Here is a 17,400-nt window from a genome sequence, read left to right as displayed (position 1 = left end):
TTATTAATCATAAAAATTATTACCATGAAAACTACAGAGAAAACTACGAATAGTAAAAAAGCCACTGCAAAAGAAACAACGCCTAGAGGCGTTACAAAACCAAAATCGAATGCGGCTTCGGGACTTACAGAATTATTTGAAGACGGTTTAAAAGATATTTATTGGGCTGAAAAAGCTTTGACCAAAGCATTGCCAACAATGGTTAAAAATGCTTCTTCAGTAGAATTGAAAGATGCAATTGACAATCATTTAACCGAAACCGAAGAACAAATTACTCGTCTGGAGGAAGTTTTTAAAATTATTGGAAAAAAAGCTACAGCCAAAAAATGCGACGCCATGGATGGGCTTATTGAAGAAGCCAAAGGAATGCTTGAAGAAACCGAAATTGGAGTAGTTCGTGATGCAGGAATTATCGCTGCAAGCCAGAAAATTGAACATTATGAAATTGCCACTTATGGAACTTTAAGACAATTTGCTGAAACTCTAGGATTGCCGGAAGCAGCAACACTTTTAGAGCAGACACTAGATGAAGAAAAAGGTGCCGATAAGATTTTGACTGAAGTTGCCGTAAATGCAGTGAATCTTGAAGCTGCAGAAATTGAATAAAAAATAAAATATACTTATAAGTGCAGTTTTCGGACTGCACTTTTTTATACAAACCTAAAGAAAATTATATGCCAGAAGGTCCTTCCATAGTAATTTTAAAAGAAGAAGTACAGCAATTTACTGGAAAGAAAATCATTTCTGTTTCTGGAAATGCGAGTATTGATATTTCCCGACTAAAAGATAAGACGATTAATAGATTCAATACCTGGGGTAAACATTTTTTAATTTGTTTTGATTCTTTTACCGTTAAAATTCACATGCTGATGTTTGGTACTTATAGAGTTAACGAACGTAAAGAATCGACGCCACGTTTAAGTCTCGTTTTTGAAGATGGAGAACTCAATTTCTACACCTGTTCCGTTAAATTCTTAGAAGGCGATATTAATTCTCATTACGATTGGAGTGTCGATGTAATGAATGAAAATTGGGATCCCAAAATGGCGCAAGTCAGTTTAGAAAAAATGCCAGATAAAATGATTTGTGATGTGGTCCTAGATCAAAATATTTTTGCAGGAGTAGGGAATATCATCAAAAACGAAGTATTGTACCGCTGTTATATTCATCCAGAATCTATAATTGGAAAAATTCCGCCAAATGAAATCAGTCAGATTATTGCCGAATGTTCGATTTATAGTTTCGAATTTTTGTATTGGAAAAAGAAATTCGAACTCAAACAGCATTGGGAAGCTTACACCAAAAGTGTCTGTCTAAGATGCAATCTTCCTATTCACAAAAAACAGACTGGAGACCGAAAACGCAGAAGTTTTTTCTGTCCCAATTGTCAAGAATTATACATATGAAAAATCAAGTTTTAATAGGTTGCTCGAGTTATTATAACAGTTTTTGGAAAAAAGTATTTTATCCACAGACTTTACCGTCAAAAGAATGGTTTAATTTTTACTGCCAGCATTTTGACACTTATGAATTTAACGGCAGTTTTTATAAGTTTCCAACCCTTCGAATTTTTAAGAATTGGTACGATAAATCACCCAAAGATTTTTTATTTTCAATCAAAGTCCCAAAAGAAATTACACATATCAAAAAACTTCAAGATTGCGAAAGTCTTTTAGATGACTTTTATAGTATTTGTAAAAATGGAATGAAGGATAAACTGGGGGCAATTTTGTTTCAATTTCCGCCTAGTTATGTGTTTAGTAAAGAAAAATTGCATAGTATAATTGGTATTTTGAATTATGATTTTCAAAATGTAATCGAATTTAGACATGAAAGCTGGTGGAATGCTGAGGTTTGGAATTCTTTCAAAGAAAATAATATTACATTCTGCAGTGTGAGTCATCCTAATCTTCCGCAGACTATCTTTAAAGATTTTCCTTTATTGTATATTAGATTTCACGGAATTCCCAAAATGTTTCATTCCAGTTATTCTACTGATGAATTAACTGATATAAATAGTAATATTGATACTAAAAAGAAAGGATTTGTTTATTTTAATAATACTGCAAGCGAAGCTGGTATTTTGAATGCTTTAGAATTAAAACGAATGAATGTCTAAATAAATTTTGTTTTTAACCGCAAAGCACGCAAAGTTTTTTGATATGCGGGGTCTAAAAAAAAACGCAAAGTTCGCAAAGTTTTAAGAATAAAGCTTTGCGAACTTTGCGTTTAAAATATTTAGCCACAGATTAAATAGATTATTAGGATTTTTTGAAATCTTTGTAATCTATTTAATCTGTGGCTAAAAAAACTTTGCTCCCGATAGCTATCGGGATTGCGTAATTCTTTGCACTCTTTGCGGTTAAACCAGCCCCACCATTAAAGTTTCAAAGTTCCTTCAATTCCATCATCCATTGTTTTTCCAGTAACAAAGGCAGCGGTCATTTTAGCGATAGCGACCATTTTACCGTTTTTGTTATTCCAATAATAACCGTCTTCCGGCACGACTTTAATTACACTTAAATTTGGATCGTCTTCGCCTCCTGGCATCCAGACTTTTACAACTGGACTCCATAATTCTTTAATCGTTTCTCGATCATACGAAATACTTGCCGTTCCATGTAATGTAAGGAATTTGTCGTGCGGTTCAGAAAAGAAAATTTCTACTGTTGGATTTGCAGTAATTTCAGCATTCTGACTGCTGTTTCGATCCGATAAAAACCAAAGTTGTCCTAAATCGTCTATTTTCTGCACAGACATTGGTCTTGATTGTAATCTATATTCATTGTATGTACAAAACATACAGGTTTTAATATGTTCTGCCAGATCTTTAATTTTATCGACAGCAAATTCGTCTGTAAGGTCTTTATGATCTCCCATGATGTTGTATTTTAAAATTTGTATTTATCTAATAAGTAATAGAAATGTAAAGTTGGGATTTTTAATTTCTTTCTTATTATATAATAAAACATAGAAATTATGAGATTCCAATTTGAGATATTGTAGGAATTTAACTCAAAATTGGGCTTACCCCAAAAAAATACCCTATATTTGGCTTATTAAAATTACACTCGAAAACACCATGGCTGATTACACTATATTATATACTGACGATGACGAAGATGATATCAGCATTTTTACCGACGCAGTAGATTCGATACCAAGAGAAATTAAATTGCAGACCTATAGTGGAGGAGATAAACTGCTAAGTGCCATATTTAATCCGCCATCAACTCCATATGTAGTTTTTCTAGATTTAAATATGCCAGGAAAAAATGGATTCGATGTTTTAGAAGAGCTTAGAAATTCCGACTATAAAAAAGATATTCCAGTTGTAATTTATTCTACTTCAAGCGAACCTGGAATTATTGAGAAATGCCGAGCTCTGGGAGCAAATGCCTTTATAACAAAACCTATTTTGATGAGTGATATTATCAAATCTATAGAATTAGCTATTCAGATTGAGTGGGATAAATTTATTCCAACCAAATCTAATTTTGTTTTCAAATTCTAATTTTTTACGATAAATCAGGGATAAAAATATTAAAAGTTGATCCTTTGTCTTTTTCGCTGGAAACGGTGACGAAACCTTTATGGTTTTCAACAATTTTCTTGACAATTGCAAGACCAATTCCTGTACCTTTAAATTCGCTTTCTGTATTTAAACGCTGAAATACCTCAAAGATTTTTTCTTTGTATTCCATATCAAAACCAATTCCGTTATCCGAAACTTTCAGATGATGGTAGATTTTATCTTTAAATTCGGCATTTGGGATAGCACTTCCATTTACTTCTGTTACTGAAATTTGCACTCTTGGAGGAATACCGTTTCTAGAGAATTTTAAAGCATTTTCTACTAAATTGTGTAATAGTTGTCTGAATTGAAACTGAATCAATACGGCTTCTCCCAAATCATGGTATTCTACTTTGGCTTTCTTTTCTTCAATTTTTTCTGAGAAATCGCTGATTACTTCATCCAAAATGTCATTTATATTTACAGTTGTAAAAACACGATCGGCAGAATTTGCACGGGAATAAGTCAATAAGTCTTGTATAAGCGTCTGCATTTTTCTTGCCGATGCTTCAATTCTAGACAAATAGGTTTTGGCATTCGCCGAAATATTCTGATCATCCAATTCGTTTAATCGGCTGGCGAAAGTTTGTATTTTTCTTAAAGGTTCCTGAAGATCATGACTTGAGATATAGGCGAAAGACTGCAATTCAATATTCATATTGACTAAATCACGATTTTGAATTTCAAGTTGTGTAGTTCGGTCAATAATTTGTTCTTCCAGCTGATTTGTAAAGTTTTTTTGTTCTTCGATATCCGTGCTGGTTCCAACCCACATCAGGATTTTTCCTAATTCATCTGTTTGTGCAATCGCACGGCTGAGTTGCCATCGATATTCTCCATCGTAACGTTTAAAACGATGCACAAATAAAAAATCATGCCCTGTTTTGACAGACTCCATCCAAAGTTTGATATTCTCTTCCCGGTCATCTGGATGAACAACTTGAAGCCAGCCATCTTTTTCAATTTCTTTTTTGGAATAACCGCAATAGGTATAAAAAGTTTCATTAAAATAATTCAAATTTCCCAGTGAATCACTTGTCCAGATTAATTGTGGAATAGAGTCGGCAAGGAGTCTGAATTTCTTTTCGCTTTTCTCCAAAACCTGCTGATTGTTTTTCTCGACCGTAATATCCATTACAGTTCCAATCATTTTGGCAGGTTCTTTATTTTCATCAAAAAACACTTTTCCGTGTACTTTTATCCAGCTGATGGTATTGTCTAATTTTAAAATACGGGCTTCATATCTGTAAATACTCGTTTTAAAAGCCTTTGCTAAAGCTTCCTCTATAATAGGTTCATCTTCAGGAAGAATTCTGCTTCTAATATCTTGGTGAACCAACTTTTTGTCTTTTTCAAAACCAAAAAGTTCCAGTAGATTATCGCTATAGATTAGTTTTTTGGTTTTGAGATCTAAATCCCACATGGCAATTTCACCAATTTCGGCAGCCAATCGCAATCTTTGTTCGGCAGTTTCCAGTTTTTTTCTTGCTTTAACTTTGGGTGTGACATCATTAACGGTTACCATAATTCCGGATGATTTCCCATTTTTTTCATATAGAGGTGTATATTCGTAATCGAGATAGAATTTTTTTAGTTTTCCTTTAATATCAACATAAGCAATAGATTCGTTTTCGCGAATGGTTTTACCATTATTGATAACTTCGTCTAATAATTCGGGATATTTTTGATTAGCCAGTTCGGGAAAAACTTCCAGTAGAGGTTTTCCAATAACATCTTTTTCTTCTTTTTGCCAAATGGTATACATCATAGTATTATTGGCCATTTCGATAATATGTTTTTTCCCTCTAAAGATTGCCATTGCAATGGGAGATTCCATCACAATATTTCGAAAGGCTTTTTCGCTTTCGGTCAAAAGATGTCTTCCTTTTACTTCTTCAGTTACTTCATAAGCTACGACAATAACTCCAGTAATAATGTCACTTTCTTTCAATGGATAAAATACCAGATTAAAATAACCCAATTCTTCACTATTATAACGGTTTAATGTCACAGGAAGTTCATCCGTATAATAAGGAACTCCTGTTTCAAAAACGTTCTTTAATAATGGAAAGACAGTTTCTTTTGCTTCGGGGACCGAGTCGAAAATAGGTTTATCGATAACATCACTTTCATTTTTATCAATAATATGAAGGTAAGTCGCATTCGCCATTTCCAAAACAAGATTTTCTCCCTTTAAAATTCCAATTCCAAGCGGCAGCTGTTTTACGGTATTTCTAAAACGTTTTTCACTTTCTTCAACAGCATTTCGTGCATTGACCTGAAGTGTAACATCATTGGCAATAGACAGAATCCCAGAGATTTCGCCGTTAGATTCCTTTAAGGCTTCATAAGTTACATTGATAAAATGAGTAAGGATATTGCCTTTTCGGTACAATTTCACAGGGAGTTCCTGAGCTGTAAAAGTTTCTCCAGTTGTATAAACATTTTTTAAAATTTCTTCTAAACCTTGGTCACGAACTTCAGGCAAAGCATCAAAAACGGGTTTATGGAGTACTTCTTTTTCCTTTCGTTCCCAAATTTCGAGCATTAGTTTATTGGCAATTTCAATAGTATAATCAGGGCCTCTAAAAATGCACATTGCGTTGGGCGCCTGCAAAATGCTGTTTAAGTGACGTTCATTGCTTTCTTTGAGCTTTTGGTTGGTTAAAACCTTATCTGTAGTTTCATTGCAGATGACCAAAACTCCAGAAGTCTTTCCATCTTCATTATTTACAGGGCTATAACTGAAAGTCCAGTAAACATCTTCCATTTTACCGTTTCTATAAATGGGAAGTAATTGATCTTCGTGCCAGGTAGCTTCTCCTTGAGTTAAAACCTGATCGATTAAAGGTTGAATAAAATCCCATATTTCAGGCCAGAAATCGGCTCCTTTTTCTCCGAGTATTGCAGGATGTTTGCCATCGTTTCCAAGACTTGGACGATAAGCATCATTATAAAAACAAATATGATCTGGCCCCCAAAACAAAAACATTGGAAATTTAGAATTTAACAAAATCCCCAAAGTAGTACGAAGACTTTGAGGCCAAAATTCTGCTGGTCCAACGGGTGTTTTGCTCCAATCTTTGGCTCGGGTAAGTGCTCCCATTTCTCCTCCATTTGCCAAAAAATCATAATTATTATTCATTAAAAAGGGTATTTGTCGTCTTGTAATAATTCTAAAGTTCGTATAAAAAAATCTTACTCAGAGTAAGGCATGGTTAAAATTAATAAAAAATAAAATGAGTTTTTCTATGATTTTTGAATGAGCTACGATTAAAATCGTTAGAGTTAATTTTATCGCGTTTCAATACGGAAATTTGATAAATAGATTAAAATAAAAATTATGAAACGAGAATATTCAAAACACGAAACCGACTATATAAAAACATATCAAGACCAAGGATATACTGTTACTTACTTATTTGAAAACGATCAATTAATCGATGCAGAAACTAAAATTGCTTACAAGCCCGAAGATATTTTTATTGTAGCACATCAGCGCTATGAAGGAATGAGCGATCCGGATGATATGTCAATTTTATATGTAATCGAAACAAAAGATAACAGAAAAGGAACTCATTTATTAGGTTATGGTCCTACAGCGGATTTAGAAGAAGCTGAATTTTTCAAGGATATTCCAAAAGCCAATTATTCTAAAAATGCCGACATAAACGAACTTACATAGATAGGTAAAAATAGATTGATATTTTTATTTTGCTGATGAGCAGTTGTTTCAAATTTATTTGAGGCAGCTGCTTTTTTTTGAGTTATAGAGTGGCAAAGTTACAAAGAGGCAAAGGTTTATTTAGTTGGCGGAGTTTCTTTATGCATAAAGCACTTAGAAGTAAAATCTTTGTCACTCTGTCACTTTGAACCTTTGTACCTCACAAAATAATAATTATGAAATATCTGTCCGAAATTGTATAAGGAATTGAGTGACAAGATAAACGAAATTTGAAGTATAGAAATTAAGATAAAAACCAAGGTTAGTTTTTGTACGTAAATAAGTACTAACCAGTTGTTCAACCAAAAACCTTATAATGAAGAAACTTTACATAAATACTGGAGGATTTGATGCTGTTTTTAATAACTTTAAAGATAGTTTTGACGGTAAATTAACGATTTCCGCCAACGAATATAAATTGACTTTTAAATCCAAATGGGCAAAAGGAAGTATTTCCGGTGTTCGTTTTGAGAAAGAAATGACCTATCTCAATTTTGATTTTACCTTTAATGAAGATGTTAGTTTAAGTATTGAATCTAATCCGTTAACACCAGTATTCTTTGTGTATTGTGAAAAAGGAAATCTAAACCATAGTTTCGGCGCAAATGGCGATGTGAAAGGTTTAAAGAAAAACCAGTCGGGAATTATGAGTAATTCTTCATCCATCAATAGTGTATTGTATTTTAACAGTCACAAACACATTCAGTTTTCACTAATTGGAATGCCTACTATGGTAAATAATCAAGAAACCGATTTTGTTTCTCAAGTGAAAAAAATATTTACAAATGAATCTGGTAATTACATTTACATTGGAAACGAAAATCATAAAATAGAACAGAAGTTCGAGGAATTAAAAGCAATTCCAAAGAAAGGAACAGTTCGTTATTTGATGATGAGAAATATATTGAGAGAAGTACTGGAATTGGAGATAGCACAACACAGTTATAACTATTTAAGCACCTTTAATCCGATTTTAAATTTTGCTTCTAAACAAATAAACGAAATCAAAAAACTTTCGACTTTAAGTGTTTCGACTGTAACAATGCCCTTGCAGATGATCCGTAGAAGTTTACAGTCGCGAACACTCAAGCAAAAATATCAATTGGAATTAAAACCGTACAACCAGAAATTAGCTAGCTAAAAAGCCTGACATATACTTCAAAAAAACTGCTCATACGAGCAGTTTTTTTTCTTTAAGATTCTAAGATTCTGAGGTACTGAGATTCTAAGTTTTTTCTATTTGTTGTGTGTATTTTTTGTCCTCCTGAGGAACGAAGGATCACACAAGGAACTCCGCAAAGTATGGCAGACAATCTTTGTCGAATCTCGCATGTGTTCCTTCGTTCCTCAGGAGGACAAGATTGTGTATGAGCTTTTCTTTTTTAGAAGGTTTTGGTAGTAAAGTATTATATTTATAAATCAATAGAAAATCTGCTAGATCTGCTATATCTGCTTGAGATATTTTATGTTCTATAATACTACTCTTTTTCATAATGAAGAATAAAATATACCATAATAAGATTCAAACAAAGCGAAATTCCATTAGTGATAATGATTGGCCAGTCGCTTTTCAAAATGCCATAAATAATCCATATCGCAATTCCGAAAGTTAGTATTGAAAACATTTTAAGGGAAATCTCTTTTACTTTTTTGGTTTTCCAAACTTTTAAAATCTGCGGAATCGTGGAGATGGTGATACAAGCTCCTGCAAAAAGTCCAATGATGTCTATGTAATTCATTTTTTTCTAAGGGTCTAAGGTTCTGAGATGCTAAGTTGCTAAGATGCTGAGGTTCTATTGCTCTGAGATTTTTTCATTCGTTGCCCGTATTTTTGTCATCCTGAGGAACGAAGGATCACACAAGAAACTCCACAAAGTATAGCGGACAATTTTTATCGATTCTCGCGTGTGATCCTTCGTTCCTCAGGATGACAAGATTGTGGAAAAACTGTACTTTTCATGAAGACTCAGATGATAAAAAATCTGCTAAAATCTGCCAAATCTGCGTGAAACAAAACTTAGCGACTTGGCGAGGTTAAAAAACTCTGCGATCCTTGCGTAAATCTTTGCTCCCGATAACTATCGGGATTGCGGTTAAAAAAACTACGCACCAACCAATTCACCGCCATTAATATGAATAAACTGCCCCGTAATATAACTACTGTCTTCGCACGCCAGAAACACATATGCAGGCGCAACTTCAGACGGCTGTCCGGCTCTTTCCATCGGATTATCTTTTCCGAAATCTGATAATTTATCAAAAGTCGATACGATAAGCGGTGTCCAGATTGGTCCAGGCGCAACACCGTTTACCCGTATTTTTCGTTTTGCCAGCATTGTCGAGAGCGACCTTGTAAAACTGACAATCGCACCTTTTGTACTAGCATAATCGGCTAGATGTTCGCTTCCGCGAAAGGCAGTTACAGAAGTAGTATTGATAATCGTATCGCCTTCATTTAAAAAGGGAAGTACCGCTTTCGTAATATAAAAATACGGATAGATATTCGTTTCAAAAGTCTTATGAAGATTAGCTGTTGTAATATTTTCTAGTTCCTTTTCAGGAAATTGCACTGCTGCGTTGTTTACAACAATATTGATATTTTTAAAAGTGGTATGGCATTTTTTAATCGCCGATTTACAGAACTTTTCATCCTTTAGATCACCACTTATCAAAAGACATTGCTGTCCTTCTTTTTCAATCAACTCTTTTGTTTCGCGGGCATCTTTGTCTTCTTTCAGATAAACAATCGCAATATTGGCACCTTCTCTGGCAAAATGTACGGCAACACTTCTTCCAATGCCACTGTCGCCACCGGTTATAAAAGCTGTTTTTCCGAGTAATTTTCCACTTCCGACATAGTTTTCTCGAATGATTTCCGGTTCCGGTTTCATCATATGTTCGTTGCCGGGAAGATTTTGTTTTTGTTCGGGGAATTTTTTTGTCTTCGTCATGATTTTTTCTTTTAATGCATTTTAAATTTAGTTCAGAACAACAATTTGCCTTGCCTTAAAAGAAATTTTGTTTGCCTCAATAAATGATTTTGTATGAAAAACCTTTGTTTTTAAAAAAATGTTAAAATAACACGAATTTCTAATGCTTTACAGAACCATTGTTCAGCCCAAGAAAGACATCAAAAGTGGGAATTTTGTAACTATTTATGATTTAGATAAAAAACCTGCCCGTTATTTTTTTTATACATTTGAGAATTTCCACATCATTTTTAAGAACTACTTATGTAATTCCATAAAAAAATAAGAAAATTTTTATAATAATTTAAATTCAAGAGTTTTGATTCACAACAGATTTAGTTTTAAAAGGGCATGGTATTAATTGTAGACGATATACGGGCCAATATTATTGCCTTAAAGAAAACATTAGAACTGCATAATATCGATGTCGATAGTGCTGAATCTGGAGAAGAAGCTTTAAAGAAAATTCTAAAAACAGATTATTGCCTGATTATAATGGACGTTCAGATGCCAGGACTTGACGGTTTTGAAGTCGTTAAAATCCTTTCCGGAAATCAGCGTACCAAAGATATTCCTGTTATATTTCTTTCGGCTCTTAATACCGAGAAGAAATATATTTTTAAAGGGTATGAAACAGGGGCTGTTGAATACATTACCAAACCAGTCGATACCGATTTGCTGATTTTAAAAGTAAAAACTTTTATCAAAATCTACGAACAGCAAAACGAACTTAAGGTTATGAAAGACCTTCTTTCTAAAGAAATCAAAATTAGAAAAGAAGCACAGGACAATCTTGAAATTAAAATTGCAGAGAGAACCAAAGAACTGGTTCAGAAAAACGAAGAACTGGAACTTCGAAATCATGAATTACAGCAATTTTCATGGGTGGTTTCGCACGATTTGAACGAACCGATTCGTAAAATTCAGATTTTCATTAAAATTATAAAAGATCTGTATTTAAAAACCGATGACAAAGCAGTCGATTATGTCAATCGAACGATAAAATCGGCGGAAAGAATGCAGACTTTAATTACCGATCTTTTGGCGTATTCCAGACTTTCGGCTCAGGTAAAACCGGAAAAAACAGATTTGAATGAAGTCTTACAGGAAGTTTTATCTGATTTTGATTATCTGATAGAAAACAAAAATGCGACAATCAAAACCAACGAACTTCCGACTGTGGATAGTATTCCGAGTCAGATGCGTCAGGTTTTCCAGAATTTGATTGGAAATGCACTGAAATTTTCAGGAATAGACCAAAAACCGGAAATCGAAATCACTTCTGAAATTATCGTAGAAAAATCATTTGATAGTCCCACGTCGCCGGAGGGTAGTTTTTGCAGAATTGTGGTAAAAGATAATGGAATTGGTTTTGACGAAATTTATTTAGACAGAATTTTTATTATCTTTCAAAGCCTAAACGACCGCCAGACTTACGAAGGAACCGGAATAGGACTCGCAATCGCCAAGAAAATTATAGAAAAACATAACGGATTAATAACAGCTAAAAGTGAAGTAGGAAAAGGCGCAAGCTTTATTATTGTGCTTCCATTGAAATACAAATCAAAATAATTTAGAAATATATGAATGGTAATTTTAAAAGAAATTTACTAATTAGTTCCCTAGTTTCACTACTTGTACTCACTATTAGTTCTGTTGCTTCTTTTATTAGTATTAAAAGCTTACTAAACAGTAATTTTTGGGTAAATCATACTCAGGATGTAATTTACAACTTAAATGAAGGTTCATCGATTATTACAGAAGCCCAGACCAGCATGCGCGGTTACTTGCTTACTGGTGATGAACAATTTGTAGATCGTTTTAACGATGCCGAAAATAAATCTAATAGTTATTTTGATAAGCTGGATGAACTTACTGTCGATAATCCTTCTCAAAAAAAACTTTTAGATGACTTACGCGCTAAGCGCTCCGGTTTCTTTAAATACCTAAATAATCAAATCGTAAAAAAGCGTTTAAACAAACAAACACTGATTTTTGACCTGAATGAAGGCCGAAATATGATGAATGAGATGAGAGCAATCATCAGAAAGGTCGAAAATACAGAGCAAAAACTTCTGGAAGAACGCAATTCAAATTCAGAACGTTACGGAACTTACAGTTTGGTTTTGATTGTTGTCGCTTTCTTTATTGCTTTTATAATATCTATTGTTTTCCTAATTCGAATTTTGAAAGATTACAATGAAAGAACTGCTTTGCAGCATGAATTGGAGAAAAAAGATAAAGAAATTGCCGAAAGATTAGAAGTTATTGCAGGAATCGCAACTCAAATTTCAAAAGGGAATTATGATGTTCAGATAGATGACAGGAAAGCCGATACTTTAGGTTCGCTTGGAACCTCTATTCACGATATGAAAGATTCGCTTAAAAGTTCTTTCGATTTATTATCTCAAAAAGAATGGCTTCAGACGGGAGTTGCTACTTTAAATGATAAAATGCTGGGCGAAAAAACGATTCAGAAATTATCCAAAGATGTTATCGAATTTTTATGCCAATATACGAATAGCAGTGCGGGAGTTTTGTATGTATTGGATGGTGAAGAAATGGCAATTTCAGGAGGCTATAGTTATATTCCGAGTAAAAACCGCGAAAGAATTAAAAAAGGTGAAGGACTTATTGGCCAAGCGATTGTTTCCGGAAAAATGCTGGAATTAAAAACTTTATCGCCAGATGATATTCAGATTAATTACGCTTTAGGCGAAATCAAACCCACTCATATTGTGGCGCTTCCGCTAATGGATTTCAAAGTAGAAGGTGCAGTCGAATTGGCCAGTATTTATGGTTTCTCTATGTTGCAATTAGAGTTTTTGAATTTGGTTGCCAATAATATCGGTATTGCTTTAAAAGCAACTCAAAACCGTAAAAAAGTAATGGAATTGCTTGAAGAAACCAAATCTCAGGCAGAAGAACTTCAGGTTCAGCACAGCGAGCTAGAAGCCATCAATGCAGAATTGGAAGCACAAACCGAAAAATTGCAAGCTTCTGAAGAAGAACTTCGCGTACAGCAGGAAGAATTGGAACAAACCAACGAAGAATTATCCGAAAGAAGTGTTCTTTTAGAAGAAAAAAATACCGAAATACAGAAAAAATCCGAAGCGTTGGAATTGACTACGCGTTACAAATCAGAGTTTTTGGCGAATATGTCGCACGAATTAAGAACTCCATTGAATTCCATTTTATTGTTGAGCCGATTATTGGCAGAAAACAATAATAAAAACATGAACAACGAGGAAATTGAATTTGCCAAAGTAATTCAGAGTTCGGGAACAAGTTTATTAGGTTTAATTGACGAAATTCTGGATTTATCTAAGATTGAAGCCGGTAAAATGGATTTAGAATTCTTAGATGTTTCCACCAAAGAAATCACGGACAGTCTGTATAACTTATTCTTTATTGTAGCCAAAGAAAAAGGAATCAAGTTTGAAATTATTACCAAGGAAGCGCCAATTGTCATTAAAACAGATAAAATGCGTTTGGAACAGATTCTGAAAAACCTGATTTCGAATGCAATTAAATTTACAGAAAAAGGAACCGTTTCTCTAGAAATAAAAGTAGATACAGACGACGATAAAATTATCTGCTTCATTGTAAAAGATACAGGAATCGGAATTCCGCCGGAGAAACAACCTTTAATTTTCGAAGCCTTCCAGCAAGCTGATGGTTCGACCAAACGCAAATACGGAGGAACTGGTTTAGGATTGTCAATCAGCCGTGAACTGGCTAAATTGCTGAGAGGAGAAATTGTTTTAAATAGTAAAGTAAATGAAGGAAGTACGTTTACTTTATGTCTTCCGGTTTTAGGATTTGCGATAAACAGGGTTTCAGTTAACAGAATTGAAGATGCTGAAGTCATAGAGGAAACGGACGAAACAAATGATAAAAGACCAAAATACATCAGTCAGGTTGTACCTGAAGAAATAGAAGATGACAGGGATTCTATCGTAGAAGGTGACAAGGTTATTCTGATTGTAGAAGACGACATTAGCTTTGCTAAATCACTTTTGGCTTTCACTCAGAAAAAAGGCTATAAAGCGGTTGTCGCGGTAAGAGGAGATTATGCATTGAATTTTGCCTTAATCTACAAACCAATCGGAATTTTATTGGATATCGAACTTCCAATTAAGAGCGGTTGGGAAGTTTTGGAAGAATTAAAAAATCATTCTCAGACCAAACATATTTCGGTTCATATTATGTCTTCGCACAAACTGAAACAGGAAAGTTTATTAAAAGGAGCGGTAGATTTCTTAGACAAACCGGTTGCTTTTGATAAGATTCCGGAAGTTTTTATGCGTATTGAACATATCATCAATAAAGAATCTCAAAAGGTTTTAATTATTGAAGATAACCCGAAACATGCAAAAGCACTGGCGTATTACTTAGAAACGTATAATATCAATTCTGAAATTAAAAGCGATGTTTCCGAAGGATTAACCGTTTTAAACAAACAAGATGTAGACTGCGTAATCCTGGATATGGGAATTCCGGATCAGCAAGCGTATGAAATTCTGGACGGAGTGAAGAAAAGTCCGGGCTTAGAGAACCTTCCTGTAATTGTATTTACCGGAAAAAGTTTATCGATTAAAGAAGAATTAAAAATTAGAAAATATGCCGATTCCATCATTGTAAAAACGGCACATTCTTACCAAAGAATGCTTGATGAAGTTTCGCTTTTCCTTCACTTGGTGGAAGAAAAGAAAGAAGGCAAGAAAAAAGAAAGTCACAAGAAACTGAATTCATTAAACAATGTTTTATTCGAAAAGAAAGTATTAATTGTAGATGATGATGTTCGTAATATTTATTCGCTTTCTAAAGCTTTGGAAGCTTTTAAAATGAATGTCATTACAGCTTTTGACGGAAAAGAAGCGATTAAAATTTTAGATGAAAATCCAGACACAGACGTGGTATTGTTGGATATGATGATGCCCAATATGGATGGTTATGAAACAGCAGAAAAGATAAGAAGTAATCCGAAATTTCTTAACTTAGCCGTAATTGCCGTAACAGCTAAAGCGATGACGGGGGATCGTGAAAAGTGCATTAGAGCGGGAGCTTCAGATTATATCACAAAACCTGTCGATGTAGATCAGCTGTTATCGTTACTGCGTGTTTGGTTGTATGATAAAATCTAATTTTTAAAGTGCTAATGGGAAAGAAAAGAGTATTGATTGTAGATGACGATTCCAGAAATATTTTTGCTTTGGTGAATACCTTAAAAGCAAAATCGTTTGACTGTTTGTCGTGTCTAAGTGCCGAAGAGGCTTTAAAAATATTGAAAAACGACAGTTTGATCGATGCTGTTTTATTAGATATGATGATGCCAGAAATGGATGGCTACGAAGCTATTCCGTTAATAAAAGCCATTCCGTCTCAGGAATCTACCTTGGTCGTAGCGGTAACGGCGCAGGCAATGGCAGGAGATAAGGAAAAATGTTTAGAGGCTGGGGCAGATGCATACATCTCAAAACCCGTAGATGTGGATAAATTATTGCAGATATTGGGTGAAATTTAGAATGAATTATGATTGAAGATATTGAATTAGAAACTCTTATAAATGAAGTTTACGAATATTATGGTTTCGATTTCGGAAGTTATTCGAGGGCTTCACTGAAAAGACGTGTCAACCGGGTTTTTTATTTAGACGGATTTACGCATTTTCATGAGTTTTTATCAAAAGTGCGTACAGACGAAGAGTATTGCAAAAGAATGATTGACGAAATAACGGTGAATGTGACAGAAATGTTCCGTGATCCGTCTTTTTATATGACACTTCGAAAGGAAGTACTTCCTTTATTGGGAACCAAACCTTTCATCAGAATATGGCATGCAGGCTGTTCTACAGGCGAAGAAGTCTATTCGATGGCCATTATGCTGAAAGAAGCCGGTTTACTGCATAAATCTATTTTATATGCGACTGACATAAATGCATCGGTTTTAGAAACAGCGAAGAGCGGTATTTTTCCGCTGAGAATGATAAAAGATTATGCCGATAATTACCGTGATTCAGGCGGACAAGAGGATTTCTCGGATTATTATATCGCCAATTACGGATTTGCGAAGTTCAATGAAGACCTTTCAGAAAAGATGGTTTTCTCACAGCATAATTTAGTTTCAGATACTTCTTTTAATGAATTCGATCTGATTTTATGCCGTAACGTTTTAATTTATTTTGATAATAATCTGCAGAAAAGAGTGGTTAATCTTTTTGATGACAGTCTGGCGGTGCTGGGATTTTTAGCACTTGGAACAAAAGAAACTATAAAATATTCTATATCTCCAACCAAATACAAACAATTTGATAAAGAGAAAATATGGAGGAAAATAAAAGAATAACAAATTGTAAAGTAGTTATAATAGGCGGTTCGGCAGGAAGTTTACAGGCATTATTACAGATTTTGCCTTTTATAGAAAACCCTATTTCTTTTGCCATAGTAATCGTAGTACATCGTAAACATTCGGACGAACAAACTCTTGAAGCTTTAATCGATTTAAAAACGAAAGTTAAGGTAAAAGAAGTTGAAGATAAAGTGGCCTTAAAAAAGGGGTTCATTTATATAGCGCCTTCCAACTATCATTTATTATTTGAAAAAGAAGAAACGCTTTCGTTGGATACTTCAGAAAAAATAAATTACAGCAGACCAAGCATAGATGTTTCTTTTGAATCGGCTTCAGAAATATACAAATCAACTTTAGTCGGAATATTACTTTCAGGCTCAAATTCTGACGGAACTGTCGGATTAAGAGCCATTCAGGCCGAAGGCGGAATCACGGTCGTACAGAATCCGCTTTCTGCAGATATGCCTTTTATGCCGAATAACGCTATTCTGCATAGCACTCCGGATTACGTTTTGACTACGGAGGAAATTCTGGAGTTTATTACTGCAATTAATAAGGAAACGGTTTAAGTTTTTTTTTTGCCACAGATTGCACCAATTTTTTCGAATTATAATTTGTGGAAATTTGTGAAATTCGTGGCTTACTTTTTCTCCCGCAGATTTAGCAGATTTTTTTGAATCTTTTTACAATCAGTGGCTAAACTTTTTAAACACATAGAAACATAGACTTTTTTAAATCTGTAAAAAGAGAAGAGAACAAATCTAGATTTGAACACATAGAGA

15 protein-coding genes are annotated in these 17,400 nt (G+C 34.1%); 11 read left to right on the top strand and 4 right to left on the bottom strand.

Annotation, left to right across the window (positions count from 1 at the left end; all coding sequences use genetic code 11):
* Positions 1-24 precede the first annotated feature (24 nt).
* The 3 genes from BM289_RS20000 to BM289_RS19990 all read left to right on the top strand — a co-directional run bounded on the left by BM289_RS20000 (position 25) and on the right by BM289_RS19990 (position 2,119).
* Complete coding sequence (locus BM289_RS20000; protein WP_091496823.1) at positions 25-606, top strand: YciE/YciF ferroxidase family protein; 582 nt, start codon at positions 25-27, stop codon at positions 604-606.
* 68 nt (positions 607-674) lie between these two features.
* Entirely contained in the window at positions 675-1,406 is a 732-nt protein-coding gene (locus tag BM289_RS19995; RefSeq protein ID WP_091496821.1) for a DNA-formamidopyrimidine glycosylase family protein, read from the top strand.
* Positions 1,403-2,119, top strand: a complete 717-nt coding sequence (locus tag BM289_RS19990; RefSeq protein ID WP_091496819.1) for a DUF72 domain-containing protein — start codon at positions 1,403-1,405, stop codon at positions 2,117-2,119. Before BM289_RS19995 ends, BM289_RS19990 begins: the two co-directional genes overlap by 4 nt.
* 260 nt (positions 2,120-2,379) lie before the next feature.
* Here BM289_RS19990 and BM289_RS19985 read toward each other — a convergent pair whose 3' ends face one another.
* Positions 2,380-2,880 (bottom strand): pyridoxamine 5'-phosphate oxidase family protein, encoded by a 501-nt coding sequence (locus tag BM289_RS19985; protein WP_091496817.1) that lies wholly within the window; start codon positions 2,878-2,880, stop codon positions 2,380-2,382.
* Positions 2,881-3,082: 202 nt separating this feature from the next.
* Between BM289_RS19985 and BM289_RS19980 the strand changes: the two genes are divergently transcribed.
* Positions 3,083-3,514, top strand: a complete 432-nt coding sequence (locus BM289_RS19980; RefSeq protein ID WP_091496815.1) for a response regulator — start codon at positions 3,083-3,085, stop codon at positions 3,512-3,514.
* 4 nt (positions 3,515-3,518) lie between these two features.
* Here the strand turns inward: BM289_RS19980 and BM289_RS19975 are convergent, their stop codons facing one another.
* Positions 3,519-6,719, bottom strand: coding sequence for a PAS domain S-box protein (locus BM289_RS19975; RefSeq protein ID WP_167365472.1), 3,201 nt, complete (start codon positions 6,717-6,719; stop codon positions 3,519-3,521).
* A 198-nt stretch (positions 6,720-6,917) separates the two neighbouring features.
* Here BM289_RS19975 and BM289_RS19970 point away from each other — a divergent pair, with 198 nt between their 5' ends.
* Together BM289_RS19970 and BM289_RS19965 are read left to right on the top strand one after the other, a co-directional pair.
* The gene (locus tag BM289_RS19970; protein WP_091496813.1) at positions 6,918-7,259 is read left to right on the top strand and encodes a hypothetical protein; all 342 of its coding nucleotides are present in this window, start codon (positions 6,918-6,920) and stop codon (positions 7,257-7,259) included.
* A gap of 355 nt (positions 7,260-7,614) precedes the next feature.
* Entirely contained in the window at positions 7,615-8,439 is an 825-nt protein-coding gene (locus BM289_RS19965; protein ID WP_091496811.1) for a hypothetical protein, read from the top strand.
* 337 nt (positions 8,440-8,776) lie between these two features.
* Here BM289_RS19965 and BM289_RS19955 read toward each other — a convergent pair whose 3' ends face one another.
* Both BM289_RS19955 and BM289_RS19950 read right to left on the bottom strand, forming a co-directional pair.
* On the bottom strand, positions 8,777-9,037 hold the full coding sequence (locus BM289_RS19955; protein ID WP_091496807.1) for a SemiSWEET family sugar transporter: 261 nt from the start codon (positions 9,035-9,037) through the stop codon (positions 8,777-8,779).
* Positions 9,038-9,400: 363 nt separating this feature from the next.
* On the bottom strand, positions 9,401-10,249 hold the full coding sequence (locus BM289_RS19950; protein WP_091496805.1) for an SDR family oxidoreductase: 849 nt from the start codon (positions 10,247-10,249) through the stop codon (positions 9,401-9,403).
* Positions 10,250-10,618: 369 nt separating this feature from the next.
* Here BM289_RS19950 and BM289_RS19945 point away from each other — a divergent pair, with 369 nt between their 5' ends.
* Genes BM289_RS19945 through BM289_RS19925 form a run of 5 tightly spaced genes read left to right on the top strand, consistent with a single transcriptional unit; the run spans position 10,619 to position 17,187 of the window.
* Entirely contained in the window at positions 10,619-11,839 is a 1,221-nt protein-coding gene (locus tag BM289_RS19945) for a hybrid sensor histidine kinase/response regulator (protein WP_091496803.1), read from the top strand.
* Between the two features lie 11 nt (positions 11,840-11,850).
* Positions 11,851-15,414 (top strand): response regulator, encoded by a 3,564-nt coding sequence (locus tag BM289_RS19940; protein ID WP_091496801.1) that lies wholly within the window; start codon positions 11,851-11,853, stop codon positions 15,412-15,414.
* A 14-nt stretch (positions 15,415-15,428) separates the two neighbouring features.
* Positions 15,429-15,794, top strand: coding sequence for a response regulator (locus tag BM289_RS19935; RefSeq protein WP_091496799.1), 366 nt, complete (start codon positions 15,429-15,431; stop codon positions 15,792-15,794).
* An 8-nt stretch (positions 15,795-15,802) separates the two neighbouring features.
* Positions 15,803-16,615, top strand: coding sequence for a CheR family methyltransferase (locus BM289_RS19930; RefSeq protein WP_091496797.1), 813 nt, complete (start codon positions 15,803-15,805; stop codon positions 16,613-16,615).
* Positions 16,594-17,187: a chemotaxis protein CheB gene (locus BM289_RS19925; protein WP_091496795.1), complete on the top strand. Its 594-nt coding sequence runs from the start codon at positions 16,594-16,596 to the stop codon at positions 17,185-17,187. Before BM289_RS19930 ends, BM289_RS19925 begins: the two co-directional genes overlap by 22 nt.
* Positions 17,188-17,400 lie beyond the last annotated feature (213 nt).

This window comes from Flavobacterium phragmitis (assembly GCF_900112575.1).
In the GTDB taxonomy this organism is placed as follows: Bacteria; Bacteroidota; Bacteroidia; order Flavobacteriales; family Flavobacteriaceae; genus Flavobacterium; species Flavobacterium phragmitis.
This window is presented reverse-complemented; position numbering and strand designations above follow the sequence as displayed.